The 26,139-nt window shown below is 62.5% G+C and carries 29 protein-coding genes and 1 tRNA gene; 12 read left to right on the top strand and 18 right to left on the bottom strand.

All coding sequences use genetic code 11. From position 1 onward, the window contains the following. Positions 1-123: 123 nt before the first annotated feature. Positions 124-951: a cell envelope integrity EipB family protein gene (locus tag NKI70_RS20690; RefSeq protein WP_023674927.1), complete on the bottom strand. Its 828-nt coding sequence runs from the start codon at positions 949-951 to the stop codon at positions 124-126. Positions 952-1,089: 138 nt separating this feature from the next. On the opposite strand from NKI70_RS20690, the gene NKI70_RS20685 reads away from it, so the two are divergent. The 4 genes from NKI70_RS20685 (at position 1,090) to NKI70_RS20670 (ending at position 4,103) form a co-directional block, all read left to right on the top strand. Then, complete coding sequence (locus NKI70_RS20685; RefSeq protein WP_352593436.1) at positions 1,090-1,554, top strand: RidA family protein; 465 nt, start codon at positions 1,090-1,092, stop codon at positions 1,552-1,554. 14 nt (positions 1,555-1,568) lie between these two features. Next, positions 1,569-2,297, top strand: coding sequence for a glycerophosphodiester phosphodiesterase (locus NKI70_RS20680; RefSeq protein ID WP_023674925.1), 729 nt, complete (start codon positions 1,569-1,571; stop codon positions 2,295-2,297). Positions 2,298-2,337: 40 nt separating this feature from the next. Continuing rightward, the gene (locus tag NKI70_RS20675) at positions 2,338-3,552 is read left to right on the top strand and encodes a GNAT family N-acetyltransferase (protein ID WP_352636757.1); all 1,215 of its coding nucleotides are present in this window, start codon (positions 2,338-2,340) and stop codon (positions 3,550-3,552) included. Positions 3,553-3,671: 119 nt separating this feature from the next. Continuing rightward, positions 3,672-4,103: an HIT family protein gene (locus NKI70_RS20670; RefSeq protein WP_352593442.1), complete on the top strand. Its 432-nt coding sequence runs from the start codon at positions 3,672-3,674 to the stop codon at positions 4,101-4,103. Between the two features lie 96 nt (positions 4,104-4,199). Here NKI70_RS20670 and clpA read toward each other — a convergent pair whose 3' ends face one another. From clpA to NKI70_RS20655, 3 genes are all read right to left on the bottom strand, one after another. After that, positions 4,200-6,668, bottom strand: coding sequence for an ATP-dependent Clp protease ATP-binding subunit ClpA (gene clpA, locus NKI70_RS20665; protein WP_352593445.1), 2,469 nt, complete (start codon positions 6,666-6,668; stop codon positions 4,200-4,202). Positions 6,669-6,674: 6 nt separating this feature from the next. Continuing rightward, positions 6,675-7,001 (bottom strand): ATP-dependent Clp protease adapter ClpS, encoded by a 327-nt coding sequence (clpS, locus tag NKI70_RS20660; RefSeq protein WP_023674921.1) that lies wholly within the window; start codon positions 6,999-7,001, stop codon positions 6,675-6,677. 274 nt (positions 7,002-7,275) lie between these two features. Then, positions 7,276-7,605 carry a phasin family protein gene (locus NKI70_RS20655; protein ID WP_352471661.1) on the bottom strand — a complete coding sequence of 110 codons (330 nt, stop codon included), beginning with the start codon at positions 7,603-7,605 and terminating at the stop codon, positions 7,276-7,278. A gap of 298 nt (positions 7,606-7,903) precedes the next feature. On the opposite strand from NKI70_RS20655, the gene NKI70_RS20650 reads away from it, so the two are divergent. Further along, positions 7,904-9,289, top strand: a complete 1,386-nt coding sequence (locus NKI70_RS20650) for a D-alanyl-D-alanine carboxypeptidase (RefSeq protein ID WP_352697682.1) — start codon at positions 7,904-7,906, stop codon at positions 9,287-9,289. 47 nt (positions 9,290-9,336) lie between these two features. On the opposite strand, the gene NKI70_RS20645 is transcribed toward NKI70_RS20650, so the two are convergent. The 4 genes from NKI70_RS20645 to NKI70_RS20630 form a co-directional block, all read right to left on the bottom strand. Then, a complete protein-coding gene (locus NKI70_RS20645; RefSeq protein ID WP_352593451.1) occupies positions 9,337-10,035 on the bottom strand; it encodes a DnaJ domain-containing protein in 699 nt (232 codons plus the stop codon). Further along, entirely contained in the window at positions 10,035-10,766 is a 732-nt protein-coding gene (locus tag NKI70_RS20640) for a vWA domain-containing protein (protein ID WP_352593453.1), read from the bottom strand. The genes NKI70_RS20645 and NKI70_RS20640 overlap by 1 nt, the downstream gene beginning before the upstream one ends. Before the next feature lie 124 nt (positions 10,767-10,890). Beyond that, positions 10,891-11,328 carry a DUF1489 family protein gene (locus tag NKI70_RS20635; RefSeq protein WP_352697684.1) on the bottom strand — a complete coding sequence of 146 codons (438 nt, stop codon included), beginning with the start codon at positions 11,326-11,328 and terminating at the stop codon, positions 10,891-10,893. Between the two features lie 85 nt (positions 11,329-11,413). Beyond that, positions 11,414-12,817: an L-serine ammonia-lyase gene (locus tag NKI70_RS20630; protein WP_352448802.1), complete on the bottom strand. Its 1,404-nt coding sequence runs from the start codon at positions 12,815-12,817 to the stop codon at positions 11,414-11,416. Between the two features lie 170 nt (positions 12,818-12,987). Between NKI70_RS20630 and NKI70_RS20625 the strand changes: the two genes are divergently transcribed. Next, complete coding sequence (locus NKI70_RS20625) at positions 12,988-13,731, top strand: DUF599 domain-containing protein (protein WP_352697685.1); 744 nt, start codon at positions 12,988-12,990, stop codon at positions 13,729-13,731. Here NKI70_RS20625 and NKI70_RS20620 read toward each other — a convergent pair. From NKI70_RS20620 to NKI70_RS20595, 6 genes are all read right to left on the bottom strand, one after another. After that, entirely contained in the window at positions 13,680-14,474 is a 795-nt protein-coding gene (locus tag NKI70_RS20620) for a YdcF family protein (protein WP_352697687.1), read from the bottom strand. The two genes, NKI70_RS20625 and NKI70_RS20620, sit on opposite strands and share 52 nt — an antisense overlap. A gap of 29 nt (positions 14,475-14,503) precedes the next feature. Continuing rightward, on the bottom strand, positions 14,504-16,069 hold the full coding sequence (locus NKI70_RS20615) for an amidase (RefSeq protein WP_352697689.1): 1,566 nt from the start codon (positions 16,067-16,069) through the stop codon (positions 14,504-14,506). After that, the gene (locus NKI70_RS20610) at positions 16,069-16,527 is read right to left on the bottom strand and encodes a GNAT family N-acetyltransferase (protein ID WP_352448798.1); all 459 of its coding nucleotides are present in this window, start codon (positions 16,525-16,527) and stop codon (positions 16,069-16,071) included. The genes NKI70_RS20615 and NKI70_RS20610 overlap by 1 nt, the downstream gene beginning before the upstream one ends. A 7-nt stretch (positions 16,528-16,534) precedes the next feature. Beyond that, positions 16,535-16,822, bottom strand: a complete 288-nt coding sequence (gene gatC, locus NKI70_RS20605) for an Asp-tRNA(Asn)/Glu-tRNA(Gln) amidotransferase subunit GatC (RefSeq protein ID WP_023674910.1) — start codon at positions 16,820-16,822, stop codon at positions 16,535-16,537. Positions 16,823-16,898: 76 nt separating this feature from the next. Then, a complete protein-coding gene (locus tag NKI70_RS20600; protein ID WP_352471669.1) occupies positions 16,899-17,315 on the bottom strand; it encodes a hypothetical protein in 417 nt (138 codons plus the stop codon). A gap of 24 nt (positions 17,316-17,339) precedes the next feature. Then, positions 17,340-18,047, bottom strand: a complete 708-nt coding sequence (locus NKI70_RS20595) for a metal-dependent hydrolase (RefSeq protein ID WP_352697691.1) — start codon at positions 18,045-18,047, stop codon at positions 17,340-17,342. Positions 18,048-18,163: 116 nt separating this feature from the next. On the opposite strand from NKI70_RS20595, the gene ruvX reads away from it, so the two are divergent. Then, positions 18,164-18,649 (top strand): Holliday junction resolvase RuvX, encoded by a 486-nt coding sequence (ruvX, locus tag NKI70_RS20590; protein WP_352448795.1) that lies wholly within the window; start codon positions 18,164-18,166, stop codon positions 18,647-18,649. Here the strand turns inward: ruvX and NKI70_RS20585 are convergent. The 3 genes from NKI70_RS20585 to NKI70_RS20575 all read right to left on the bottom strand — a co-directional run bounded on the left by NKI70_RS20585 (position 18,616) and on the right by NKI70_RS20575 (position 21,269). Continuing rightward, positions 18,616-18,927 (bottom strand): DUF6105 family protein, encoded by a 312-nt coding sequence (locus NKI70_RS20585; RefSeq protein WP_352448794.1) that lies wholly within the window; start codon positions 18,925-18,927, stop codon positions 18,616-18,618. The genes ruvX and NKI70_RS20585 overlap by 34 nt on opposite strands. Then, on the bottom strand, positions 18,927-19,481 hold the full coding sequence (locus tag NKI70_RS20580; RefSeq protein ID WP_352697693.1) for a hypothetical protein: 555 nt from the start codon (positions 19,479-19,481) through the stop codon (positions 18,927-18,929). The genes NKI70_RS20585 and NKI70_RS20580 overlap by 1 nt, the downstream gene beginning before the upstream one ends. Positions 19,482-19,640: 159 nt before the next feature. Continuing rightward, positions 19,641-21,269: a DNA alkylation response protein gene (locus tag NKI70_RS20575; RefSeq protein WP_352455730.1), complete on the bottom strand. Its 1,629-nt coding sequence runs from the start codon at positions 21,267-21,269 to the stop codon at positions 19,641-19,643. Positions 21,270-21,424: 155 nt separating this feature from the next. On the opposite strand from NKI70_RS20575, the gene NKI70_RS20570 reads away from it, so the two are divergent. From NKI70_RS20570 to NKI70_RS20550, 5 genes are read left to right on the top strand one after another with little or no spacing between them, the layout of a single operon-like run. Further along, a complete protein-coding gene (locus tag NKI70_RS20570) occupies positions 21,425-22,387 on the top strand; it encodes an aspartate carbamoyltransferase catalytic subunit (RefSeq protein WP_023674903.1) in 963 nt (320 codons plus the stop codon). After that, complete coding sequence (locus tag NKI70_RS20565) at positions 22,387-23,673, top strand: dihydroorotase (RefSeq protein ID WP_352455729.1); 1,287 nt, start codon at positions 22,387-22,389, stop codon at positions 23,671-23,673. The genes NKI70_RS20570 and NKI70_RS20565 overlap by 1 nt, the downstream gene beginning before the upstream one ends. Positions 23,674-23,731: 58 nt before the next feature. Then, the gene (gene plsY / locus NKI70_RS20560) at positions 23,732-24,319 is read left to right on the top strand and encodes a glycerol-3-phosphate 1-O-acyltransferase PlsY (RefSeq protein WP_352455728.1); all 588 of its coding nucleotides are present in this window, start codon (positions 23,732-23,734) and stop codon (positions 24,317-24,319) included. Next, positions 24,316-25,440, top strand: a complete 1,125-nt coding sequence (gene dprA / locus NKI70_RS20555) for a DNA-processing protein DprA (RefSeq protein WP_352540581.1) — start codon at positions 24,316-24,318, stop codon at positions 25,438-25,440. The genes plsY and dprA overlap by 4 nt, the downstream gene beginning before the upstream one ends. A gap of 46 nt (positions 25,441-25,486) precedes the next feature. Then, positions 25,487-25,882: a hypothetical protein gene (locus NKI70_RS20550; protein ID WP_352646487.1), complete on the top strand. Its 396-nt coding sequence runs from the start codon at positions 25,487-25,489 to the stop codon at positions 25,880-25,882. Between the two features lie 88 nt (positions 25,883-25,970). Here NKI70_RS20550 and NKI70_RS20545 read toward each other — a convergent pair. After that, positions 25,971-26,046 (bottom strand) — tRNA-Lys (locus NKI70_RS20545). Positions 26,047-26,139 lie beyond the last annotated feature (93 nt).

Below are 26,139 nucleotides of genomic sequence, written 5' to 3'. Positions count from 1 at the left end.
CGGCCCATACTGTCATAAGACGTTGATAGGCAATTGCGGCATGCTCAAGTCGATGCGACTTGCCCCGCAAGATTAAGCGCTACCGTCCCGGATAGCGGCCGGCGGCTTGCCGTTCACTCGAGCTTATTTAGACGGGCAGGTCTTTGGCTGATCGAACAGCGACAGATTGACCAATTTGCCGGTCATTGAGAACTCGCCATAGTCCATGACGAGATCGCGCGTGATGCCGTTCTTGTGCAGCTTGAAGCTGATCCGGTATTCCGGCACCTCCTCGCCGCCTTTGTCGGCATCATCGAAATAGGCGATGTCGACCGGCCAGTATTTGTCGGTGGCGAGCTTGGCCAGCGCCGGCGCTTCCGGATCGGCATTGTCGGCATCGGCTTGCTTGCCGACGACGACGGTGGTGGTCACCACCTTGTTGGCATCCTCAGAGCCGTCGAACAGGTTGGTTTCGTAGAAACGCTCGCCCTTTTCCGCCTTGCCGATCATTTCGACCATTTGCTGGGTCGGGAACTGGGTCGGCGCGAGTTCCAGGCTGTTCTTCTCGGGCTTGTCGATATCGACCTTGAGACCGTTGGCTTCCTTCGTTGCGGTACCCTTGACCTCCTTGTCGAGGTTCTGGTCGACAAAGGATTTGTTCACGAAGGAGAAGGTCTTGCCCTCGGCATCCTCGAAGGTGGTCATCTGCTGGTCGGTCAGCCTGGTGTTGTCGCTGGTTACGATCTGGGTCACCAAACGGAACTTTACTGTATAGCCCTCGCAAGGCGAGCCGTTGAACTCGTAGACCATGCGGCCGGTGATGCCGGTAATACCGGAACGGTCTGAAGCCTTGTCGAGTGAAATGTCGTAAACAGCACGATGCGCCTGCAGCGCAGGCACCGCAAAAGCGGGAGCCGCCCAGGAAGCCGCTGTCAAGAGAACGGCGTTGAATGCGAGGCGCGTTGCGCGCATGGGGTGCTCCGATCATCGCGGCTAATGGCAGGCCGCATGGAAAGATGGTCCAGCTTAAAAAAAGTCGTGGCGGAAGCGAGGCAAAAATAGCAATTTCGGCCCGGCCTGCGCGGCACCTTCAAGCAATAGGGAAATAGCATGAGCGAAACAATCGAAAAGCGGCTAAGCGATCTCGGCGTGACGCTGCCGGCCGCCGCCGCGCCCGCCGCCAATTACGTGCCCTATTGCCGGACCGGCAATCTGCTGTTCACCGCCGGGCAGTTGCCGCTCAAGGACGGCAAGCTCCAGGCGAGCGGACTGCTTGGCCGCGATGTCGACACCGCGACCGGCAAGGAAGCCGCAAAATACTGTGCGATCAACATATTGGCCCAGGCTCAGGCGGCACTTGGCGATCTCGAGAAAATCCGTCGCTTGGTGAAGATCACCGTCTTCGTCGCCTCGGCACCGGATTTTGTCGAACAGCATCTGGTTGCCAACGGCGCCTCGGATTTTCTCGCCGCCGTGCTCGGCGATCGCGGCAAGCACGCTCGCTCCGCCGTCGGCACCGCCTCCCTGCCGCTTAATGCCGCAGTGGAAATCGAAGCGATCTTCGAAGTCGAATGACCGGGACTGCAACCATGACCGATCTTTCCTGGCTGACCGCCCGGCCCGTCGCCCATCGCGGCCTCCACGACATGAACAAGACGCGCTGGGAGAACACCCTTTCCGCCTTCGCTGCGGCGGCCGAGCGCGGCTACGCGATCGAATGCGATGTGCACCTATCATCCGACGGCGTCCCCGTCATCATCCACGATGGCGATCTGCGGCGGCTGACCGGCGAGGACGGCTTCGTCTGGCAGCGTACGGCTGCAGAGATCACGGCGCTGAAGGTCGGCGGCACCGCCGACCATTTGCCGACGCTGCAGCAGGCGCTTGATCTGGTCGACGGCCGTGTGCCGATGGTTGTCGAGCTGAAAGGTGCTGCCGGGCACGACGAAGGCCTGGTCGAAAGCGTCGGCAAGATGCTCAAGCATTACAAGGGCAAGACCGCGATCATGTCGTTCGACCATTGGCTGATCCGCGAGTTCCCGAAATATGCACCCGGCATACCCGGCGGGTTGACCGCCTACGGCAACGACAACCACCTGATCGAGGCGCATTTCGCCATGCTGGCGCATGACATCGCCTTCACCTCCTACGCTGCCGGCGACCTGCCGAACCGGTTCGTCTCCTTCGTGCGAGAGAGACTCGGTATGCCGGTGATCACCTGGACCGTGCACGACCAGCCTGCCGTCGACCTGACCTTCAAATATGCCGACCAGATGACGTTCGAAGGATTCGAGCCCGATCTGGTACGGCTTGCCTGAGCGGGCTTGTATGGGTCCGCAGCGAGCTTAAGTAAGCCTCATGGATCAAGGGGACGACTGCGAAAGACAAACGGCGAATGCGGAGCTGTCGATCCGCATCGCCGCGGGCATCGGCGCCTTTACCAGCGCTGAATGGGACAGCCTCGGCGGCACTACACGCGGCGATGCAGAATACGGCTACAACCCGCTTGTTTCATTGGCTTTTTTGAGCGCGCTGGAAGATTCCGGCTGCGCTGTTCGGCGCACCGGCTGGCAAGGCCATCACCTCAGGCTGGAAACCGCGCGAGGCAAGTTGCTCGGAGCGGTCCCCTGCTATCTGAAGTCGCACAGCCAGGGCGAATATGTCTTCGACCATGGCTGGTCGGACGCGTTCGAACGCGCCGGCGGGCGCTACTATCCGAAGCTGCAATGCGCGGTGCCGTTCACACCCGTCACCGGCCCTCGCCTGCTGGTCGGCAGGGGCGAGGACAGCCCCACCGTCAAGGCCGGTCTTGCGGCCGGCCTGAAGGCGGTGACGGATAAGCTCGGCGTGTCTTCCGCGCATGTTACTTTCGCGCCGGAGGACGACGTCCAGATATTGGCGGCGGCCGGCTTCCTGCATCGCACCGACCAGCAGTTTCACTTCTTCAACGAAGGCTTCTCGAGCTACGACGATTTTCTCGCAACGTTAGCCTCGCGCAAGCGCAAGGCAATGAAGAAAGAGCGGCGCGAGGCCCTCGCCGACGGCATCTCGATCGACTGGCTGACCGGCAAGGATCTGACCGAAAAGGCCTGGGACGACTTTTTCGCGTTCTACATGGATACCGGCAGCAGGAAATGGGGCCGGCCCTACCTCAACCGCGATTTCTTCTCGCTGATCGGCGAGCGCATGGCCGACGACATCCTGCTGGTCATGGCCAAACGCAACGGGCGCTACATTGCAGGTGCCATCAACTTCATCGGCTCAGACGCGCTCTACGGCCGCAATTGGGGCTGCATCGAGGACCACCCATTCCTGCATTTCGAGGTCTGCTACCATCAGGCAATCGATTTCGCCATCTCGCGCAAGCTGAAGGTGGTTGAAGCCGGTGCGCAGGGCGAGCACAAGCTGGCGCGCGGCTACCGGCCCGTGACGATGCATTCGGCGCACTACATCGCCCATCCAGGTCTGCGCAATGCAGTGGCCGACTACCTCCAGCGCGAGCGGCGCGAAGTCGAGCGGATGAGCGAATATCTGGAAGAGCACACCCCGTTCCGCAAGGACATGGCGGAGTAGGGTAGCGAGCCCAATCGCTCAGCCGAGCGGGCCGGCACGGCCGATGTCGACCGATCGTCTTGCCCGCCCGGAACAGCTTCGCTACACGAGACAGCGAGCCAAGAACCGGAGCGCGCGCCATGGCCGAAGCAACCTATGACAGCAGCAACATCTTCGCCAAAATCCTGCGCGGAGAAATCCCTTCGCACCGCGTCTACGAAGATGACGCGGTCATCGTCTTCATGGATGTGATGCCGCAAGGGCAGGGTCACACGCTAGTGGTGCCGAAAGCGCCGTCGCGCAACCTGCTTGACGCGGATCCGGCGGCGCTTGGCCCGCTCTTCGCTCACGTCCAGAAAATTGCGCGGGCCGTAAAGAAGGCCTTCGATGCCGATGGCGTCACGGTTATGCAGTTCAACGAACCAGCTTCGGGGCAGACTGTCTTTCACCTTCACGTCCATGTCATTCCGCGCTTCGAGGGCATTCCCCTGAAACCGCACAGCGGACAGATGGAAAAGCCTGAAGTCCTGGCCGAGAACGCCGGCAAGATACGGATGGCGCTGGCAAGCTGAACCGGCGCAAACCGCTCCGGCGGGCGCCGGGTGCTTAATCGGAAGGTGTCACAAAAAAAGCCCCGTTTCCGGGGCTTTTTTTGACTTGCGGATTCGTCAGTTCTTACGCGGCAGTTGCGGCACAAGGCTGCGCTTGCCACCATCCTTGCCTTTCGGCTCCGGCTTCTGCGCCACCGCCTTTTTCGCGGCGGGCTTTTTCGCCACCGCCTTCTTGGCCTTCGGCGCGTCGTCCGGCTCTTCCTTCTTCGGCTTCACCGGCGCCTCGTCGGCGAGCGATTCGAGCTTCAGGCCGGTCTCGCCGGTTTCCTTCTTCTCGACAGTGACACGTACTGTGCCGCCCTTCTTGAGCTTGCCGAACAGCACCTCGTCGGCCAGCGGCTTCTTGATGTGCTCCTGGATGACACGGCCAAGCGGCCGGGCGCCCATGCGCTCGTCATAGCCCTTGTCGGCCAGCCATGCGATCGCCTCCTGCGACAGGTCGAATGTCACGCCGCGCTCGGAAAGCTGTGCTTCCAGCTGCATGACGAACTTCTGCACCACCTGATGGATGACCGGCACCGGCAGCGAGCCGAACGGAATGATCGCATCGAGACGGTTGCGGAACTCCGGCGTGAACAGCCGGTTGATCGCCTCGACATCGTCGCCTTCGCGCTTGGTCGAACCGAAACCGATGGCCGCGCGCTGCGCGTCGGACGCGCCCGCATTGGTGGTCATGATCAGGATGACATTGCGGAAGTCGATCTGCTTGCCGTTGTGGTCGGTCAGCTTGCCGTGATCCATGACCTGCAACAGGATGTTGAACAGATCCGGATGCGCCTTCTCCACTTCGTCCAGCAACAGCACGCAATGCGGATGCTGGTCGACGCCGTCGGTCAGAAGGCCGCCCTGGTCGAAGCCGACATAGCCGGGAGGCGCGCCGATCAGCCGTGAAACGGTGTGGCGTTCCATATATTCCGACATGTCGAAGCGGATCAGCTCCACGCCGAGCGAGGCGGCGAGCTGCTTGGCCACTTCCGTCTTGCCGACACCGGTCGGACCCGAGAACAGGTACGAGCCGATCGGCTTTTCCGGTTCCCGCAGGCCGGCCCGCGCCAGCTTGATGGCCGAAGTCAGCGCGGTGATCGCGGTGTCCTGGCCGTAGACGACGCGCTTCAACTCGATGTCGAGACCTTGCAGCACCTTCTCGTCGTCGGCGGAAACCGTCTTCGGCGGGATACGCGCCATCGTGGCGATCGTCGCTTCGATCTCCTTGATGCCGATGGTCTTCTTGCGCTTGGCTTCCGGCACCAGCATCTGCGAGGCGCCGGTCTCGTCGATCACGTCGATCGCCTTGTCCGGCAGCTTGCGGTCGTTGATGTAACGCGCCGAGAGCTCGACCGAAGCCTTGATCGCCTCGCTCGTGTAGCGAACCTTGTGGAACTCCTCGAAATAGGGCTTGAGGCCCTTCATGATCTCGATGGCGTCCTCGACGGTCGGCTCGTTGACGTCGATCTTCTGGAAGCGCCGCACCAGCGCGCGGTCCTTCTCGAAGAACTGACGGAACTCCTTGTAGGTGGTCGAGCCGATGCAGCGGATCGCGCCGGACGACAGCGCCGGCTTCAACAGGTTCGACGCATCCATGGCGCCGCCAGAGGTGGCCCCTGCCCCGATCACGGTGTGGATCTCATCAATGAACAGCACGGCGCCGGGATAATCCTCGAGCTCCTTGACGACCTGCTTCAGCCGCTCCTCGAAATCGCCGCGATAGCGGGTGCCGGCCAGTAGCGTGCCCATGTCGAGCGCGAAGATGGTGGCATTGTGCAGCACTTCGGGAACGTCGCCCTCGACGATACGCTTGGCGAGGCCTTCGGCGATTGCCGTCTTGCCGACGCCGGGATCACCGACATAGAGCGGGTTGTTCTTGGAGCGGCGGCACAGCACCTGGATGGTCCGGTTGATCTCGCTCTCGCGACCGATCAATGGATCGATCTTGCCGGCCTTGGCCTTGTTGTTCAGGTTGACGCAATAGGCAGTCAGCGCGTCCTGCTGCTGCTTCTTCTTGCCGCCTTCCTCTTGCGGCTCGGCCCCGCTCTGGCCGCCTTGCTCGTCGTCGGCGCCGCGCGGCGTCCGCGTCTCGGAAGCGCCGGGGCGCTTGGCGATGCCATGCGAGATATAGTTGACCGCGTCGTAGCGGGTCATCTGCTGTTCCTGCAGGAAGTAAGCGGCGTGGCTCTCGCGCTCAGCGAAGATGGCGACGAGCACGTTGGCGCCGGACACCTCCTCGCGACCTGACGACTGCACATGGATCACCGCGCGCTGGATGACGCGCTGGAAACCGGCAGTCGGCTTGGAATCTTCATCGTAGCCGGTGACGAGGTTGTCGAGCTCGGTGTCGATATAGGTGAGGACCGTATGCTTCAACTCGTCGAGATCGACGTTGCAGGCACGCATGACGGCCGCCGCCTCGGTGTCGTCGATCAGGGCGAGCAGCAAATGTTCAAGGGTTGCATATTCATGGTGCCGCTCATTGGCGAGCGTCAGCGCTTGGTGAAGCGCCTTTTCCAGGCCTTGGGAGAAAGCCGGCATGTTACCTCACTTCTTCTCCATCACGCATTGCAGCGGATGCTGATTCTGTCGGGCGAAATCCATGACCTGAGCCACTTTGGTCTCGGCCACCTCGAATGTATAGACCCCGCACTCGCCCACCCCATGATTGTGAACATGAAGCATTATGCGTGTGGCGGCTTCGCGGTCCTTCTGGAAAAAGCGCTCCAGCACATGGACCACGAATTCCATGGGTGTGTAGTCGTCGTTAAGAATGAGGACCCGATACAGACTGGGCTTCTTGGTCTTGGTTTTTGTGCGCGTGATGACGGCCGTGCCGCGACCGGCCTCATTGCCGTTGCTGCCGTTCTGCATTCGCACCACGTAGCTCGTGGCAGTCAAACCTGTAGTCACGTAGTCCTGCCTCTTTCGAATCCTCATGCATGCTCGACATGTAGGTGTTCGATGGACGATTTTAAGCCCTTCTGTTTAGCTGACAATATGGCTAGGTGGCCAAACTTGACCGATTTTTCAAATCGTGAAGACCGCAGGCCCCCGATTTCGAGCTGGCATGAAAAAACCCGGCCGCGCGTTCGCGACCGGGTCTGTCTTTGCAAGCCCAGGGGCCGGCTCGGAATGTTCGTCGAATTTACTTCGCCTTGGCGACGATCGATTCGAACGGCTTGTAGGCTTCCTTGGCGAGTTCGGCATAGAGATCGCCAAGCTTGGTGGCTTCGGTGACGAAGCTCTCATAGGACTGCTTGGCATAGTCGGACTGGATATCGATCGCCTTGTCCAGCGACTTGGCGGAAAAGAGCTTCTCAACAGCGGCGCTGCCGGCTTCGAAGCTTTTCTTGGTGTACTCGCCCGCCTCGGCGGCGATAGCCTGCGCACCCTTGGACAGCGAGGCGAAGCTTTTCAATCCGGTGTCCGCAAATTCCTTGCCGTATTTGCTGAAATCTTCATAGGTCTGGGTCATTTCACGCATTCCCTTGAACGGTTGCCTTGGACGATAGACGCGGCTTGTCCGGGCCGCGTTGTGCAATGCGTGTAAATATATTGTGCAGTGCACAAAAGTCAAGATTCCCGCGGCAATGCGGATCGTGAGCTGCCGGCAATCGCTAAGATTCGAATAAAGAGAAGCTCAATCCCACAGAAAATGGTGAACGCGGCGGTTACCATAAACGGATTGGTAACGCTGTCCGCGTTAGCGTGGCCGGAGGTGAGGCAGGACCCTTTGCCGCCTCCAAGGCAACGGAAATTCAAAGGAACTATCAGTGCGTAAGGCGTTGTCGGGCTTCGTTTCCAAATCCGCGTCCCCCCTCAAAACGATCATGATCCTCGCCATGGCGATGAGCTTCGTCGTCGCGGACGCGGCCTCATCCATGGCGGCCAAGTCGGCGGCCATCGTCATCGATGCCAAGACCGGCAAGGTGCTTTATTCGTCGGACGCCGATGGCCGGCGCTATCCGGCGTCGCTTACCAAGATGATGACGCTCTATCTGACGTTCGAGGCGTTGGCGAAGGGCAGGATCAGCAAGAATTCCCCGGTCGTGTTCTCGGCCAATGCCGCTGCCGAACCGCCGACGAAGCTCGGCGTCAAGCGGGGCGGCTCGGTCACGGTCGAGACCGCGATCCTGTCGATGGTGACCAAATCGGCAAACGATTCCGCAACAGCGCTTGGCGAGATGCTCGGCGGCAACGAAGCCAATTTCGCCCGCATGATGACCGCCAAGGCGCGGGCGCTGGGCATGAGGGGAACCGTTTTCCGCAACGCCAACGGCTTGCCTGATCCCGGCCAGTTCACGACCGCGCGCGACATGGCGATGCTCGGCATCGCCCTGAGAGAGCATTTCCCGCAATATTACGGCTATTTCTCGCAGCGCTCCTTTCTTTACGGGCGGCAGCGCATCAACGGCCACAATCGTCTGCTCGGACGCATCAAGGGCGTCGACGGCATCAAGACCGGTTACACCCGCGCCTCCGGTTACAATCTGGTCTCCTCGGTCTCGGATGGCGATCGGCGCATCGTAGCGGTGGTCATGGGCGGCAGGTCCGGCGGCAGCCGCGACAGCCAGATGGCCGGGTTGATCAATGCCTACATGCCGCAGGCGTCGTCGCGCGGCGGCGGCGTGCTGGTTGCCAAGGCCGGCGGCAATCCGATTTCAGCCTTGGCCAAGGTGCTTCTACCGAAGCATGACGTGCCGACACCGGACAGTAAGCCGGACGACGATGCCGTTGCCTCTCTTGTCGAGGAAAATGCGCCCGTCGTTGAAGAGACCGCTCCGGTCGTTCAGGCCAAGAGGGTCAAGACGACGGCTGTGTCGACGGTGGACGACGTGGCGACAGCCCGGGTCGCCGCAGCCTATGCCGAACCGGCGGCAGAGGTCGATCCGGTCAGCACGGCGTCGGTGCCATCCGGCTGGGCAATACAGGTCGCCTCTTCGCCAAAACAGGCCGAAGCGAAGGCTTTCCTCGACAAGGCGACGAAGCAGGCGCCCTCCGTTCTGACCGATGCCTCCGGTTTCACCGTCGCCTTCGACAAGGACGGTGTCACCTACTACCGCGCCCGGTTCGGTGGTTTCGGTTCGAAGACGGCTGCCTGGAAAGCCTGCAACGCTTTGAAAAAGAAGAAGATCGAGTGCTACGCCGTCCAGCAGTAAGCGGCGCGCGAAACGATATCTTTCCCGAAGTTCTGCGTCGAAGGAGACTAGTTGTGATTGGAGAGCAAGACGTCCTTGGCTTCATTGATCCGCGCCGCCAGGAAAGACGTGCCACCGATATCGGGGTGCAGGCGCTGCATCAGGCGGCGGTGCGCCTTGCGGACATCCGCCGCGGCAGCCCCCGCTTCAAGACCAAGGATCTTGTAGGCCTCCTCCTTAGTCATGGCGCCAGAACCTGGCGCAACACCCAGCCCTTCGCCACCATTCGCATCAGCGTCTTTGCGCCAGATGGGAAATCTGCCGTCAAGATACGTCTCTAGCAATTGGCGGCTCTCCGGATCGCCGGAGAGTTCGCGATAGAGTTGCTGCAATTCGGCAAGCCCCATCGAGCCAAGCATCTTGCCTTCATGGCGCCCAGCCAGCACAAGGCCTTCGAGGCCGCCGGTATCGTGATCGAGTTCCATCTCAAGCGCCGCCGTACGAACTGTGGAACGCTTGCCTGGTGCCAGTTTTGCCGCCGGCCGATTCATGCGCATGGAGCCGTACCAGGCGAGCGCAGCCGACAGGATCAAGCCGCCGATGCCCTCGCGCCCGACCAGCAGCACGGCGACGCCGACCAGCCCGAGCAGCACAGGTCCAAGCGTCCTCATGCCGCCTGCAAGCTTCGCCGGATCGGCGCGCAGGAAGACAGTGACCGTGCCGAGAAACACCAGAAGCAATGCTACGAAAGCGATAATCGCGCCCATCAGTTTCCGCCGCCCCGCATATGCTCGATCATCAGCCGATCCTCCGGCCTGCCCCGGGCCTCCAGTGCTTTCAGCCCGCCGGTCGCAAACACGGCGACAGACGAAAGCAGGCCGGCCAACGTCGCGGCAGCCCGCCGATCGAACCGGAACCAGGCCCCTTTCGACAGCCGCGCAATTTCCTTGAACGCCTTTTCCGCAGCGGCATCATGGCCCTCCTGAAAGACGAAGACAGGAACGCCGTGCAGACCGAGGCTGCCGGCCTTTTCGGCCAGATCATCTATGTTTTCTTCCATCGCGTCGCCGATATAGACCAGCGCGTTGACCTTGGCCGCCGCCGTCTGTTTCAGCGCATGGGCGAGCACCTTGCCGATCTGGGTATGGCCGCTGCGGCAGTCGATGCGCGTCATCAGCTGTTTCAGAGCTTCGGTATCGGTGACGAATGCGGACGAGCGGCACTCGCCAAGGCCGCGAAAATAGACAAGTTGAACCTTGAGCGCCCCGGCCTTGCCGACGGCGTCGAACATCTCGGCCTGCAGCGCACAGGCGAGATCCCAGGTCGGCTGGCGGCTCATCGTCGCGTCGAGGGACAGGATCAGCCTACCTGAACCGGTGGCGGATGCAGCGAGCGTCCTTGCCTGACGGAGAAACGCGTCGATCTCGCCGGTGCTCGATTGAGACTCGACCGGCGCAGGATTGGCCTTTGCAGACACGGGCTGCTTCTTGTCGCTCATGACATTCAAGATGTGGCGTTGTTCCCCGGCTTGCAAGCCCAGATGAGGCGACCTGGAGGACCGGTGATGATGGCACCTGCGGACAACGCTTCGGCTGGTGGTCTTGGCGTTGCGTTTCTTGGCGTCAGAGCAGGCCGAGATCGGCAAGCTCACGCCTGAGCTTCGGCGGCATCTCGATCAGCCCGGCTTTGCCCTTGCCGAGATCGGCCGGCGCGTCCGCCGGCTTCAGGTAGCGCCACCCCTGGAATGCACGGCGCGGTTGCCAGTCAGTGCGCACGACCTCGGGATCGAGGATCAGATGGCAACGGCCGATGCCCTCGTCATCGGTGAAGGGCCGGATTTCGGTGATCAGCTGGCGGCATTGGACATTGCCCTTGATCACCCAGTAGAGCGAGCCGCCGCCGGTAATCTCGGCGCCACGCGTCGGCACCATGCGGGTGGTGTGGTAGTGCTCGGCCGGTTCGCCGGCGCGGCGCGGCTCGTCGAGACGGAAGGCAATCCACTCTTCCAGATCCTCGACGCTGTCACAGCCGACGCAAAGCTTTATGAGATTGAGAGACATCGTTTAAGGTTTAGTCCAGCACGCGAACGCGTCAACGGCCTGATCGACTTCTCCACAGTGGTGGTCCATGCCGCCAGATTGGCGCTCAACACTCCACGACATTGACGGCCAATCCGCCAAGGCTGGTTTCCTTGTACTTTTCGTTCATGTCGAGACCGGTCTGGCGCATCGTCTCGATCGCGGCATCGAGCGGCACGAAATGAACGCCGTCGCCCTTGATGGCCAGCGAAGCGGCGGTCACCGCCTTGACGGCACCAAGCGCGTTGCGCTCGATACACGGCACCTGCACCAGGCCGCCGACCGGATCGCAGGTCATGCCGAGATGATGTTCCAGCGCGATCTCGGCAGCATTCTCGACCTGCTCGGGCGTGCCGCCCATGACGGCGCACAATCCCGCCGCAGCCATTGCCGAAGCCGAACCGACCTCGCCCTGGCAGCCGACTTCCGCCCCCGAGATCGAAGCATTGGTTTTGATGATGCCGCCGACCGCCGCCGCCGTCAGCAGGAAATCGCGGATGCTGGGCTGGTCGGCTTCGGGATGGAAATGCAACCAGTAGCGCAGCACTGCGGGCAGAGTGCCGGCCGCCCCATTGGTTGGCGCGGTGACGACACGGCCGCCGGCAGCGTTCTCCTCATTGACCGCCATCGCATAGATCGACAGCCAGTCGTTGGCGAGCAGCGGGTTGGGCCGGTTCTGCTGCCATTGCTCCTGCAGCTTGTCGTGCAGCATCCGGGCACGGCGGCGCACCTTGAGTCCGCCCGGCATGATGCCGTCTTGCGACAGGCCGCGCTCGATGCAGCCCTTCATGGCGCTCCAGATGCCGTCGAGGCCGGCGTCGAGCTCCCCGCGCGACATCTGCGTCTCCTCGTTGACGCGCTTCATCTCGGCAATGGAAAGCCCGCTTTTCGCTGCCATGGACAGCATTTCGACGGCGTTCTTGAACGGATACGGAACCTTCTTGCCTTCGGTTGTCGCCGAGCCCCTTGCTTTCATCCGCTGCAGTTCTTCCTCGGACACTACGAAGCCGCCGCCGATCGAATAATAGACGCGCCTCAGCAGCAACCGGTCGCCGGCATCATGGGCAGAGAAGGCCATGCCGTTGGCGTGACCCGGCAGCGGCGTCTTGCGATCCAGCACAAGATCCGTTGCCGGGTCGAAACGGTAGGACGGATGGCCGGGCGGCGAAATCCGCTTCTCGGCGGCGATGCGAGCGACGATGCCGTCTGCTAGGTCGGGATCCACCGTCTGCGGCGTCTGGCCGGCGAGGCCGAGCACCACGGCACGATCGGAGCCATGGCCGATGCCGGTATAGGCGAGCGAGCCATGCAGGCTGGCCGCGATCCGGTCGACCTTGGCGCCGGCCGGGCGCGGCCAGTCGTCTCCCGCAATCTCGTCGAGAAACCGCCGCGCGGCCGTCATCGGCCCCATCGTGTGCGAACTCGATGGGCCGATGCCGATCTTGAACAAGTCGAAAACCGAAAGGAACACGTGGGCGTTTTCTCCTGGGACCCTGTTGAGGTCTACATATAGGAATTCCCATGATGTTTTCCGCTGTTTTAAAGACCGCCGCGCTGCGCCTGCCGACCTCGTTTGCTCCGGCAGCGACATTCCAGCTTCGACCATCGAAGCGCCCCCTCCGCCTGTGGTAAAAGCAACGCATGAGCGATTCCTTTCATCTATCGATGGCCGACCTTGCGGCGCTGGGGTTCTTCCTTGCCGCGTGGGTGCTGCATACGCTCGCCGCGGACGGAATGCTGGTCAGCCGCGTGTCGCTGACGAGGGCTATGAACGCGCAGCGCGAGGCCTGGATGCGGACCATGGCCGAACGGGAGATCCGCATCGTCGACACCGCTATCATGAGCGGGCTGCAACAGGGGACTGCCTTCTTTGCCTCCAGTTCGCTGATTGCGATCGGCGGCTGTTTTGCCCTGCTCGGCGCCTCCAATCAGGTTCTGACCGTGCTGAGCGACCTGCCGTTTGGCGCCACGTCCTCACGCGCGGCCTTCCAGACGAAGGTGTTCGGGCTGGTGCTGATCCTGGCCTTTTCCTTCTTCAAGTTCGGCTGGGCTTACCGGCTGTTCAACTATTGCTCGATCCTGATCGGCGCCGTGCCGATTCCACATGGCGAGGCGTCGCGCAATCCGGTCACCGAAACGGCGGTGTGGCGTGCCGCGCGCATGAACATGCTGGCCGGAAAGCATTTCAATTCGGGCCTGCGCGGCGTGTTCTTCTCGATCGGCTATCTTGGTTGGTTCGTCGATCCCACCGTCTTCGTGCTATCGACGCTGCTGCTTCTGGCGGTACTGGTGCGCCGCCAGTTTTTCTCGGCGGCGCGGCAGGCGGTGCTCGGTCAGCCGCCCGGTCCGGGGAAAGGCCGATCGATGCGCCCCGACAGCCAATAGGCGGTGAGCCCTATCCATTCGCGGATCGCAACAGTGGTGACCTCCAGCCAGTCGCCGGGATAAGGCAAGGTGCCGATGCTTTCCTTGCCGGAAGTGCGATAGTCGACCGGCCACGGAACGGTCGAAAAGCCGGCTTTGTCGTACAGCGCCTTGGCGCGTGGCATGTGGAAGGCCGAGGTCACCAGCAACCAGGTCTCGCCCGGTTTCGGCGTCACCAGTTCCCTGGTAAAGACAGCGTTCTCGTAGGTGCTGCGGGATTTGTTCTCGAGGATCAGCCGATCGGCCGCCACGCCGAATGCGGCAAAAAGACGCGGCGCGGTATCTGCATCGCCTTCGCCGCCGCGGAACGTTTCGATGCTGCCACCGGAGATAACGACTTTCGCTGTCGGAAAGCGCCGCGCCAGCACGACCGCCTCGACCATCCGGTCGCCGCTGGAGTTCATTTCATAGCCGCCACGCACCAGATTGACGGCGCCATCCAGACTGCCGCCAAGCACTATGATACCGTCAACCTTTTCCGGCAGCGGTGGCCTGGGGAAGCGTTCCTCCAGCCGATTGAGCATCATGGGGCCGAGCGGGCTCCATATCGAAACCGCCAGAATGAGGAAGGCAAGAGCGCTGCCGGCGGTCGCCAACCGTCGCCGCCCGAACATCGCCGCGATCAGCCCCGCCAGCAGCAGGAAGATCGCGAGATTCAACGGCTCGACGAAGAACCCGAGAACCTTGGAGACATAGAAGAACATCCCTCACCCCCTCAAGATGAGAAACGATCCTACCACCATTTTTCCGGCTGAAATGTGCCCGCCGCCTGTTCGATGACATGGGCGGTCTGGAACAGCGTTTCCTCGTCGAAGGGCCGGCCGATCAGCTGCAGGCCGAGCGGCAGCCCCTTGGCGTCGAGCCCGGCCGGAACCGCTATGCCGGGCAGGCCGGCCATGTTCACCGTCACCGTAAAGATGTCGTTGAGATACATCTTGACCGGGTCGGCGGCCATGTCCTCGTCGGCGATGCCGAAGGCGGCGGAAGGCGTTGCCGGCGTCAGGATGACGTCGACGCCTGCGGCAAACACATTTTCGAAGTCACGCTTGATCAGGGTTCGAACCTTCTGCGCCTGTAGATAGTAGGCATCGTAGTAGCCGGCGGAAAGCACATAGGTGCCGATCATGATACGGCGCTTGACCTCCCGCCCGAAGCCGGCGGCGCGGGTCTTTTCATACATATCGACAATGTCCTTGCCGGGCACGCGCAAGCCATAGCGGACGCCGTCGTAACGGGCGAGGTTGGACGAGGCTTCGGCCGGCGCCACGATGTAATAGGCCGGCAGCGCATATTTGGTGTGCGGCAGCGAGATATCGACGATCTCGGCACCAGCATCCCGCAGCCAGGCAATGCCTTTCTGCCACAGCGCCTCAATCTCCGCGGGCATGTCGTCGACACGATATTCCTTGGGAATGCCGACCTTCATGCCCCTGATCGGGCGGCCGATCGCCGCCTCGTAGTCCGGCACCGGCAGGTCGACGGACGTCGTGTCCTTCGGGTCGACCGAAGCCATCGACTTCAACAGGATCGCGGCGTCGCGTACGTCGCGCGCGATCGGCCCGGCCTGGTCGAGCGACGAGGCGAAGGCAACGATGCCCCAGCGCGAACAGCGGCCATAGGTCGGCTTGATGCCAACTGTGCCAGTGAAGGCGGCGGGCTGGCGGATCGAGCCGCCGGTGTCGGTGGCGGTGGCGCCGGCGCACAGGAAGGCCGAGACCGCTGATGCGGAGCCTCCGGACGAACCGCCCGGCACCAGTTGGGCATTGTCCAACGTGCGCGCGGTCCTGGTGCCGCCCGCCGAAACGAAGCCACCCTCGCCCTGATGCGTCGTCGGCATTACCACCGTGTCGAGGCGCGAACGCCGCCACGGGTTGATGACCGGCCCGTAATACGAAGTCTCGTTGGACGAGCCCATGGCGAACTCGTCCATGTTGAGCTTGCCGAGCATGACGGCGCCATCCGCCCAAAGATTGGCGGTGATAGTCGATTCATAGCGCGGCTTGAAGCCATCCAGCACATGGCTGCAGGCCTGGGTGTGGACACCTTCGGTGCCGAACAAATCCTTGATGCCGAGCGGGATACCCTCGAGCGACCCGCCCTCGCCCTTGGCCAGTTTCGCGTCGGAGGCCTTGGCCATGTCGCGCGCCTTGTCATCGGTGACCACCACGTAGGCATTGAGCGCCGGATTGGCTCGCTCGACCGCCGATAGATAAGCCTCGGTGATTTCGGTGGCGGTGATCTCCCTGGAACGCAATTTGGCGCGGGCCTGCGAAATCGTCAGCTGGGTAAGGTCGCTCATCAGGCAAGGCTCTTTTCGTAAAACACCGACCACTCGGAATCGGGATAATCCAGTACCGGGCCGCAACGCGAAAAACCGGCGCGTTCGTAGACGGTCCAGGCGGCGGGATGACGGTCGCCCGTCTCCAGCACCAGACGCTTAAGCCCTTCTTGGCGCGCCAGCGCCTCGATACGCTCGACAATCTTCGCGCCGATCTTGTGGCCGCGATGCGAAGGTCGCGTATACATGCGCTTGACCTCGCCTACGACAGCATCGTGGCGCTTCAGTGCGCCGCAACCGATGGCAAGGCCGTTGTCGCGGGCGATGAAGACGGTCGTGTCACGGTCCGCCATCTGCTCGACCGTCAAATGGTAGCAATGCTCCGGCGGCGTCAGCTCCAGCAATGTGGCGTTGAGCTCCTCGACCAGCCCACGCACATCGTCCTGCAGCGGCGTCTCAGCCGCGATGTCGATTGCCATCAGCCTGCTACTCCACGACCTTCGGCACAAGGAAGAAATTCTCTTCGGTCGCCGGTGCATTGGCGACGATGTCGGCTGCCTTGCCGCCGTCGGTGACGACGTCCTGGCGCTTTTTCATTGCCATCGGCGTGACCGAGGTCATCGGCTCGACGCCGGAAACATCGACCTCGTTCAACTGCTCGACAAAGCCCAAAATGGCGTTCAATTCGCCGGTCATGCGCTCTGCATCCTCCTCGCTCACCGCAATACGGGCAAGATGCGCGACGCGCTTCACGGTTTTTATATCAACGGACATGTTTGTGCCTCGGGGAAAACCAGCGCTATAGCGGCGCGGCGCGTGCCGCGCAACATGCATCGTGCCATCAACTGCCCTATGGCATCGCCACGCCGTCGCAGAGGAAATAACTGCCGCCGTTGCCGCTCTGCTCGCCTTCGTCGGCGGCAGGCCGAACCGATACCAGGTCGATCTGCTTCGGGCTCATCTGTGTCAGTGAGAGAACATCGGGAAAGACGTAGCCCGGCTCCTGGCATATAGCGGTCACCGCCCAGCTTGGTGAGCGTGTCGCTTTGGTGATCTGCAGGAATTCACAATTATATTCGATGCTTTCCAGGCCATTTGCCGACAGCACGATATTGCCGCCCTCGATCACCGTCTGCAGCGTATCCTTTTTGGCCTGCGCGCAGAGGTCCTCCGATTGCAGATAGACGCCCTCGATGAAATTTTCCGCGGCCAGCGTCGGCGACGCGGCAACCAGCATGGAAATGCAAAGAGAATTTCTCAAGCGCATCGTATCGTTCCGGACCGGCTTTCTTTACACCGTAATCGTCTCGCCGATCTTCGGCAACGCAACTTTCACACCCGATCCATCCAGCCCGGCCACGAATTTGTCGGCGGTCTGATCGATCATCGGAAATGTGCCGAAGTGAGCAGGAACGACCGTCTCGAACTTGAAGAAACGCTGGCAGGCAAGGGCTGCTACCGCGCCACCCATGGTGAAGCGGTCGCCGATCGGCACGATGCCGATCTTCGGTTCGTGCAACTCGTTGATCAGCGCCATGTCGGAAAAAATGTCGGTGTCGCCCATATGATAAAGCGTCTTGTCCTCGGGAAAGTGCAGGACGAGCCCACCCGGATTGCCGAGATAGGTATTCTGGCCACCCTCGCCCGGAAAGGACGATGAATGCAGAGCCTGAACGAAGGTGGTGGTGAAGCCGCCGCAATCGACGGTGCCGCCGATATTGCCGGGATTGATCTGCTTGTCACCGACGCCCTTGCCGACCAGGTACATGCAAATCTCGAAATTGGCGACCAGCATCGCGCCGCTCTTCTTGAGCACTTCGATGGCGCCGCTGATGTGGTCGCTGTGGCCATGGGTGAGCAACACGTGCGTGACCCCTTCGGCCGGCCCTTCCCAGCCGCCTGTCCATGACGGATTGCCGACCAGATAGGGGTCGATGAGGATTTTCGCGCCTTCGATTTCGATTCGGAATGCCGAATGTCCGTACCAGGTCAGTTTCATCAATGCTTTCCTCGATTTTTGCTTCGGTAGAGGATAGAACGCCGACGGCGAAATTAAAGTGCCGCGCACGCTTTGCGCGTATAGGACGTGCGGCGTCGCGGTCAAAGGAAAAGCCGTTGGGCATCATCACCATCGAGGAGTTGCCGGCCCGGCTCGGCGGCGGCAAGACCCTGGCCGGTCTCGACCTCGGCGACAAGACAATCGGCATGGCGGTTTCCGACCGCGGCTTGTCGTTCGCCCACCCGCGCCCCGTCATCATGCGCAGGAAATTCTCGCTCGATGCCGCAGTGCTGCTCGCTCTGCTACAGAAGGAAAATGCCGGCGCCGTGGTGATCGGCCTCCCCATCAACATGGACGGCTCCGAAGGCCCGCGCGCCCAAAAATCCCGCGCTTTCGTGCGCAATATGGCTGGATTGACCGATCTGCCCTTCCTCTTTTGGGACGAACGGCTGTCGACGGTGGCGGCCGAGCGGACGCTGATCGAGATGGATTTTTCCCGCAAGAAACGCGCCGGCAAGATCGATTCTGCGGCGGCCGCTTTTATCCTCCAAGGTGTTCTCGACCGGCTTCAGGCGCTCGGCGTCGATGCCTGGTCGAAATAGCGGTTGCGCATCGCCGTGATCCAGCCACCAATCGCCTTGCGGCGGCGAAATGCCCAGAACGCCACCAGCAGCAGCCCATCGAACACGCAAGCTTTCGCCACCATGCCCGGAATAAGCGCCGGATCAACGCCGAGCATCTGTCCATAGAGCTGGAAGACGAGATCGTGTAATTGGCGGCTCAGGATGACATAGCCGAAATTGATGTCGTTGAGCGACAGAAAGAACCAGCCCCAAAACAAGAGGAGCGGAGCCGCCCACAGCGCGAACAAGGTGCGCATCAGCGGTCATCCCTCGAATCCAGCCGGCCGGAAATGCGGGCAAGCGAGGAATTATGCGCCGCTGCCTTGGCCATGACATGCGCGGCCGCTCGGATTTCGCCGGTCCCTGGAACTGCCGCGGCAACGGTCGACCGCCGCTCCGCGAGCATCGCGACATAGGACGCCAGAAGTGCCGCCAATTGCACCGCGACAATCATGAACAGCCCATTGATGCCGTGCGCGGCGCCGCCGATGACGATCAGCGACAGCACGCCCAAGGCGGAAATGAAGGCGATTCGCATGACGCTATCGGCGGGATCCGGGTTGGTCCTGTCGCTGGTCAGTGCTTCAACAAAGGCCCAGCAGAACAGCACCGCGACGACAAGCAGTGCCACGGCGAGCGGCGCCACAACGACGGCGTTTTCGAGATCGGCAAATCGAGTGTTCTGGACGGGAACGCCCAGTACGCCAAGGGCCGTCGCCACGCCTCGATTCCCGTCGATGCAAATGAACGCCAGCAGGGCGAAAACGGCCGCCCAATGCAATGCCAGAAAAGAGCTCAGAATATGCCGCATGACGCTCCTGCTTCGCAGGGCAAAGCCGCTCAAGCTGAACAATCCTTGCCTTAACCATAACACTGGGCTTTGCCACCGGCCGCCGCAATGGAAACCATTCGTTAAGGTTAACGGCCATCCACAGGGTCGCGAGAGCGGCAGCGAATTGGGCGACGGCCCTTAGTTGATCGGCGGGTAGAGCGTATCGATGATCATGCGCGCATCATGGCGGGAATCGATCATGCCATAGGTATTGCGCCACTGGCCGGCGAGGCGCGTTTCGACGAAGGCGTCGGCGATCCGCCCTGCCCCCAGCCTGCGAAGCTCTGCTGCCGCCGCCGACAATGCCAATTGCTCGGTCAAGAGCCGCGCCGAGCCCTCGTCGGTTGCAGCGACCTGCATTGCCGCCTTGAGCACGCCGACGGTGCCGCGTCCGCCGGCGCCGAGATCGCGGTCGATGCCGGCCAGCACGTCATCGAACAGGCCGGGTGCACGCCCCAGCACACGTAGCACATCGAGCGCCATGACGTTGCCGGATCCCTCCCAGATCGCGTTGACCGGAGCTTCGCGATAGTAGCGGGCGAGCGGCCCCTCCTCGACATAGCCATTGCCGCCGAGGCACTCCATCGCTTCATAGAGCAGCGGCGGCGCAATCTTGCAGACCCAGTATTTGACGACCGGCGTCATGGCGCGCGCGAAGGCCGCCTCGCCGCGGTCGCCGGCCGCCTCGTCGAAGGAGCGCGCCAGCCGGAACGACAGCGCGGTAGCGGCGGCAACGTCGAGCGCCATATCGGCCAGCACACGCTGCATCAGCGGCTGCTCGATCAGATTGGTTCCAAACACCTTGCGGTGGCGCGTGTGGTGGACGGCCTCGGCCAGTCCGGCCCGCATGATCGCCGATGAGGCGACGGCACAGTCGAGCCGCGTCAGGGTCACCATGTCCATGATCGTCTTCACGCCCGCGCCGGGCTCGCCGACCATCTCGCCGATGGCATTGACGAATTCCACCTCCGACGAGGCATTGGATCGGTTGCCGAGCTTGTCCTTCAGCCGTTGAAAACGGAAGCCGTTGCCGGATCCGTCGCCGAGCAGGCGGGGAACGAGAAAGCACGACAGTCCCTCCGGCACCTGTCCGAGCACCAGGAAGGCATCCGACATCGGCGCCGACATGAACCATTTGTGGCCGGTCAGGCGATAAAACCCGCTGCCGGCGCGCTCGGCCCTGGTGACGTTGGCACGGACATCGGTGCCGCCTTGCTTCTCGGTCATGCCCATGCCGAGCGTCAGCCCGGCTTTTTCGACCGGAGGCTTTTGGCTTTGATCGTATTTGCGCGTCGTCACCCGAGGCGCCCATTCGCGAAACAGCTTCGGGCTGGCCATCAGCGCTGCCAGCGAAGCGCTGGTCATGGTGATCGGGCAGAGATGTCCGGTCTCGAGCTCAGCCGTGAGGTAAAAGCGTGCAGCGCGCACCTGGTGGCGGCGGCCGATCTCGGCGTCGCCATTCTCCCAGACCGACGAATGCAGCCCGTTGGCAACAGAGCGGCGCATGAGCGCGTGATAGGCGGGATGGAACTCGACCTGGTCGATGCGCCGGCCCTGGCGGTCATGGGTCCTGAGCTTCGGCATCTCGACATTGGCAAGACGGGCCAGTTCCTGCGCCTCATGGGTCAGAACGAAACGGCCAAGCCCGTCGAGGTCCTTGCGCACCGGATCGGAAAAGCGCTCGGCAAGCTGGATCAGCAACGGATCGCCCCGCCAGGCGTTGCCGCCGGCCAGCGGCGGCGGCTGGTTGGTCACGTCGTCAGTCACGCTTCGTCCTTATCACCTGAAGGCTGCGAATCCAAAGCCAAGGCGGTTTATAGCCTATGGCCAGCGGCGCGCGACGAAAATACCGGGGAGAACCAATCCAATCCCAAGCCGGTGCTTGCAGCCGCGGAGCCTCCCCCCTATAGCAGCGACTTGAGATGACCGACGCATCGTCCCTGCCGCTTTATCCCCACCGCCATCTTCTGGGCATCCGCGATCTTTCCCCTGCCGACATCGAGCTTCTGCTCGACCGGGCGGACAGGGCCGTTGCCATCTCGCGGCAGTCGGACAAGAAGACATCGACGCTGCGCGGCCGCACCCAGATCAATCTCTTCTACGAAGCCTCGACCCGTACGCAATCGTCATTCGAGCTGGCCGGCAAACGGCTCGGCGCCGACGTCATGAACATGTCCGTAGCGAGTTCGTCGGTGAAAAAGGGCGAGACGCTGATCGATACGGCGATGACGCTGAATGCCATGCGTCCCGACATATTGATCATCCGCCATCAATCGGCCGGCGCGGCAGCACTTCTCGCCCAAAAAGTCGGCTGTTCGGTGGTCAATGCCGGCGACGGCGCCCATGAGCACCCTACCCAGGCGCTGCTCGACGCACTGACCATCCGCCGCGTCAAGGGTCCGTTGCCGAAGCTGATCGTGGCGATCTGCGGCGACATCCTGCATTCGCGCGTGGCCCGGTCCAACATCATCCTGCTCAACGCGCTTGGTGCCCAGGTCAGGGTCGTCGCCCCTTCGACGCTTTTGCCCGCCGGCATCGAGAAGATGGGCGTCATCGTCACCCGTTCCATGGCCGAGGGTCTGAAGGACGCCGACGTGGTGATGATGCTGCGCCTGCAGCGCGAACGCATGGAAGGCGCTTTCGTACCGTCGGTACGCGAATATTTCCGCTATTTCGGCCTCGACGCGGAGAAGCTGAAGGCGGCCAAGGACGGTGCGCTGGTCATGCATCCCGGCCCGATGAACCGCGGCGTCGAGATCGCCTCCGAGATCGCCGACGGCCCGCAAAGCGTTATCCAGGAACAGGTTGAGATGGGCGTCGCCGTGCGCATGGCGGTTATGGAAGCGCTGCTCGACCCCCGTCGAAACCACGAGGGCCGCGCCTGATGAGCATAACGGTCTTCAGCCGGGCCCACATCGTCGACCCGTCGCGCGGCATCGATGAGGTCGGCACCGTCATCGTCGAAGGCCGCAAAATCGTTGCCGCCGGCAAGGCGGCTTTGAATCAGGGCGCGCCCGAAGGCGCCACCATCATCGACTGCGCCGGCAAGACTATCATCCCTGGATTGATCGACGCGCGCGTCTTCATCGGCGAACCCGGCGGCGAACACCGGGAGACCATTGCTTCGGCGAGCATCGCTGCGGCGGCCGGCGGCGTCACCTCAATCGTCATGATGCCCGATACCGACCCGGTGATCGACAATGTCGCACTGGTCGAGTTCGTGCTGCGCACCGCCAAGGACACCGCAATCGTCAACATCTTGCCGGCAGCAGCGATCACCAAGGGGCTGGAAGGCCGCGAAATGACCGAATTCGGCCTGCTGCGCGAGGCCGGCGCGGTCGCCTTCACCGATGGCCGGCATTCGATTGCCAGCGCGCTGGTGATGCGCCGCGCGCTGACCTATGCGCGCGATTTCGGTGGCGTCATCGCGCATGAAACACAAGACGCCGACCTCGCTTCGGCCGGCGTGATGAACGAAGGCCTTTACGCAAGCTGGCTTGGCCTTGCCGGCATTCCGCGCGAAGCCGAATCGATCCCCCTGGAGCGCGATCTCGCGTTGGCTCGCCTGACCGGCGGCGCCTATCACGCTGCCAAGATTTCGACGGCTATGGCGGCAAACGCGGTAGCGCGCGCGAAAGCCGATGGCGCCAATGTCACATCAGGCGTGTCGATCCACAATCTGTCGCTCAACGAGAATGATGTCGGCGAGTACCGCACCTTCTTCCGGCTGACGCCGCCGCTGCGTGCGGAGGAAGACCGGCTGGCGATGATCGAAGCGATCAAGGACGGCACCATCGATCTCATCGTCTCCTCGCACGACCCGCAGGACGTCGACACCAAGCGCCTGCCCTTTGCCGATGCCGCGGCCGGCGCCATCGGCCTGGAAACCCTGCTAGGCGCAGCGCTGCGGCTCTATCACAATGGCGACGTGACGCTGCTCCGGCTGGTCGAGACACTGTCGACCGCGCCGGCAAGATTGTTCGGCCTGCCCGGCGGCACGCTGAAACCGGGGGCATTGGCCGACCTTTCGCTCGTCGATCTGGACGAGCCATGGGTCGTCAGCGAGAGCGGCATCCGCTCACGCTCGAAAAACACCTGTTTCGAAGGCGCTCGACTGCAAGGCAAGGTCTTGCAAACGATGGTGGCGGGCCGCACAGTGTTTTCGGCCTAGGACGAAAACAGGCGTCACGGCTTAAAATCCGCTCAGCCAAGGAAAGTTCGGGGGAACAATGGCTTACAGTCCCGTCTTGGCATTGGTGTTCGGCTATCTTCTCGGCTCGATCCCGTTTGGCCTGCTGATCACCCGTGCCGCCGGCCTCGGCGACGTGCGCAACATCGGCTCCGGCAACATCGGCGCCACCAATGTGCTGCGCACCGGCAACAAGAGCTTGGCCGCGGCCACGCTTCTGCTCGACGCCCTTAAAGGCACCGCGGCGGTGCTGATCGCAGGTCGCTTTGCGCCCGAGCTCGGACTTTGGGCCGGCTTCGGCGCGTTTTTAGGTCATCTCTTTCCGGTCTGGCTCGGCTTCAAGGGGGGCAAGGGTGTCGCCACTTACCTTGGCGTGCTGATCGGCCTTGCCTGGCAGGCGGCGCTGATCTTCGCCGTCGTCTGGCTGGCGGTGGCCTTCCTGTTCCGCTTCTCCTCGCTTGCGGCATTGACGGCAGCAGTCGTGGTGCCCATGGCGCTGTATTTCCTGAGCACGCCGCAGATTGCCGGGCTTTTCGCGGCGATGAGCCTAATCGTCATCGTAAAGCACCGCGCCAACATTGCGCGGCTGCTTGCCGGCACCGAGGGTAAGATCGGGGCCAAGGAGTGAGCGAGCCCGACGCCGGGCCGCGCCTCAGCGACCGGCAGCGGCTGAGCTGGCTTCGTCTGATCCGCACGCCGAATGTCGGCCCGGCTTCCTTTCGCGACCTGATCAACCGGTTCGGTTCGGCCGAAGCAGCGCTATCGATGCTGCCCGAGCTGATGATTTCGGGTGGCGCCAAAAAAATCGTCCGCATCCCGTCCATTGCCGAGGCCGAGGCGGAGCTGGAGACCGCCCGGCGGGCTGGCGCCCGCTTCGTCGGCATCGGCGAAGCGGATTATCCGCCGCTGATGAAAAGCATGGATCATCCGCCGCCGCTGCTCGCGGTCAGGGGCAATAGCGCGGTGTTCCGCTTGCCAGCGGTCGCCATCGTCGGCGCTCGCAACGCATCGCTGGCCGGCATCAAGATGGCGCGGATGCTGGCGGCGGATCTCGGCCGCGACGGCTATGGCATCGTCTCCGGCCTGGCGCGCGGCATCGATACGGCCGCGCACCAGGGCAGCCTTGCGACTGGCACAATCGGCGTGCTCGCCGGCGGCCTCGATTTGCCCTACCCGCCCGAAAATGCCGGCCTGTGCGACGAGATCGCCGAGCGCGGCGGCGCCATCATTTCCGAAATGCCGTTTGGCTGGCAGCCGCGCGCACAGGATTTTCCGCGCCGCAACCGGCTCGTCGCCGGTGCTGCATTGGGATTGGTGGTGGTCGAGGCCGCACAGCGCTCCGGCTCACTGATCAGCGCCCGGCTTGCCGGCGAGATGGGCCGGCTGGTCTTTGCCGTTCCCGGTTCGCCGCTCGATCCGCGCGCTGCCGGCGCCAATGGCCTGCTCAAGGATGGCGCAACCCTTGTCACCGAGGCCGCCGATATCACCAGTGCGATCGCCCCGCTGGTCGGCGCCTGGGCCCCAAGGACATCGCCGCTTGAGGAGCCGCCCGACTTTTCGGCAACGCCGCCGCCGCGCGAGGACGACCGCGACCGCGTCGTCGAGGCGCTCGGCCCGACGCCGGTGGCGGTAGACGAGATCATCCGCCACACCGGCCTGCATCCCGCGCAAGTCTTCATGGTGCTGCTGGAGCTCGACCTCGCCGGCCGGCTCGAACGCCACGCCGGCGGCAACGTCTCACTGATCTGACCGAGAGCTTGCGCATGTCACGGCAAGCAATCCCGACGTGATCCCGATGGCCGATCCGAGCAACAAACCAAAGCAGACGCTGTTCACTCGCACGACGGCCCTCGTCTGGTCAGCGCTGAGCGTCATACTGGCGCTGCAATGGTCGATGGATCTCGGCATGTCGGGTTTTCCCGACGGCTACATAACGCCCTTCGCAAGAGCGACCAGCACGCTTTTGGGCATTCTGACGGCAGCCTGCATGGCCCAGGGTCTCTACTTTTTCTTGGCCGGTGTGTTGGGCAGGAAGGTAAGCGCTACCCGTCTCGGTGTACAAATCCTTGCCGCAGCGGTTCTTACCGTGGCGCCAGTGCTTATCGTGAAGGATTGTCCGGGTTCTCAGCTGTGCAGCAAGGCCTATGAGGCACTCACAGGCACCATGCTGGACGATGGGGCGGGCGGCTAAAGCCACTGCATGCGTTCGGCACGAGGTTGTCACCCAAGTCTTAGGTACAATCTGTTACCTATGTCTCCGGGTTGGACACTTTTGATTTTGGTGAGCGCGATGGGATTCGAACCCATGACCTACTGATTAAAAGTCAGTTGCTCTACCGGCTGAGCTACGCGCTCCCGCGGGCTCAGAAAGGCCGCCCTCGAAATTGCGCGGAACATAGGGAGAGTGCCTCTGCCGGTCAACCGGAAAAAGACGGCTCGCAAACCGGA

This window comes from Mesorhizobium sp. M0500, from assembly GCF_040321165.1.
Classification (GTDB): domain Bacteria; phylum Pseudomonadota; class Alphaproteobacteria; order Rhizobiales; family Rhizobiaceae; genus Mesorhizobium.
Note: the sequence above shows the minus strand (reverse complement) of the source record. Positions and strands in the feature narration are given on the sequence as shown.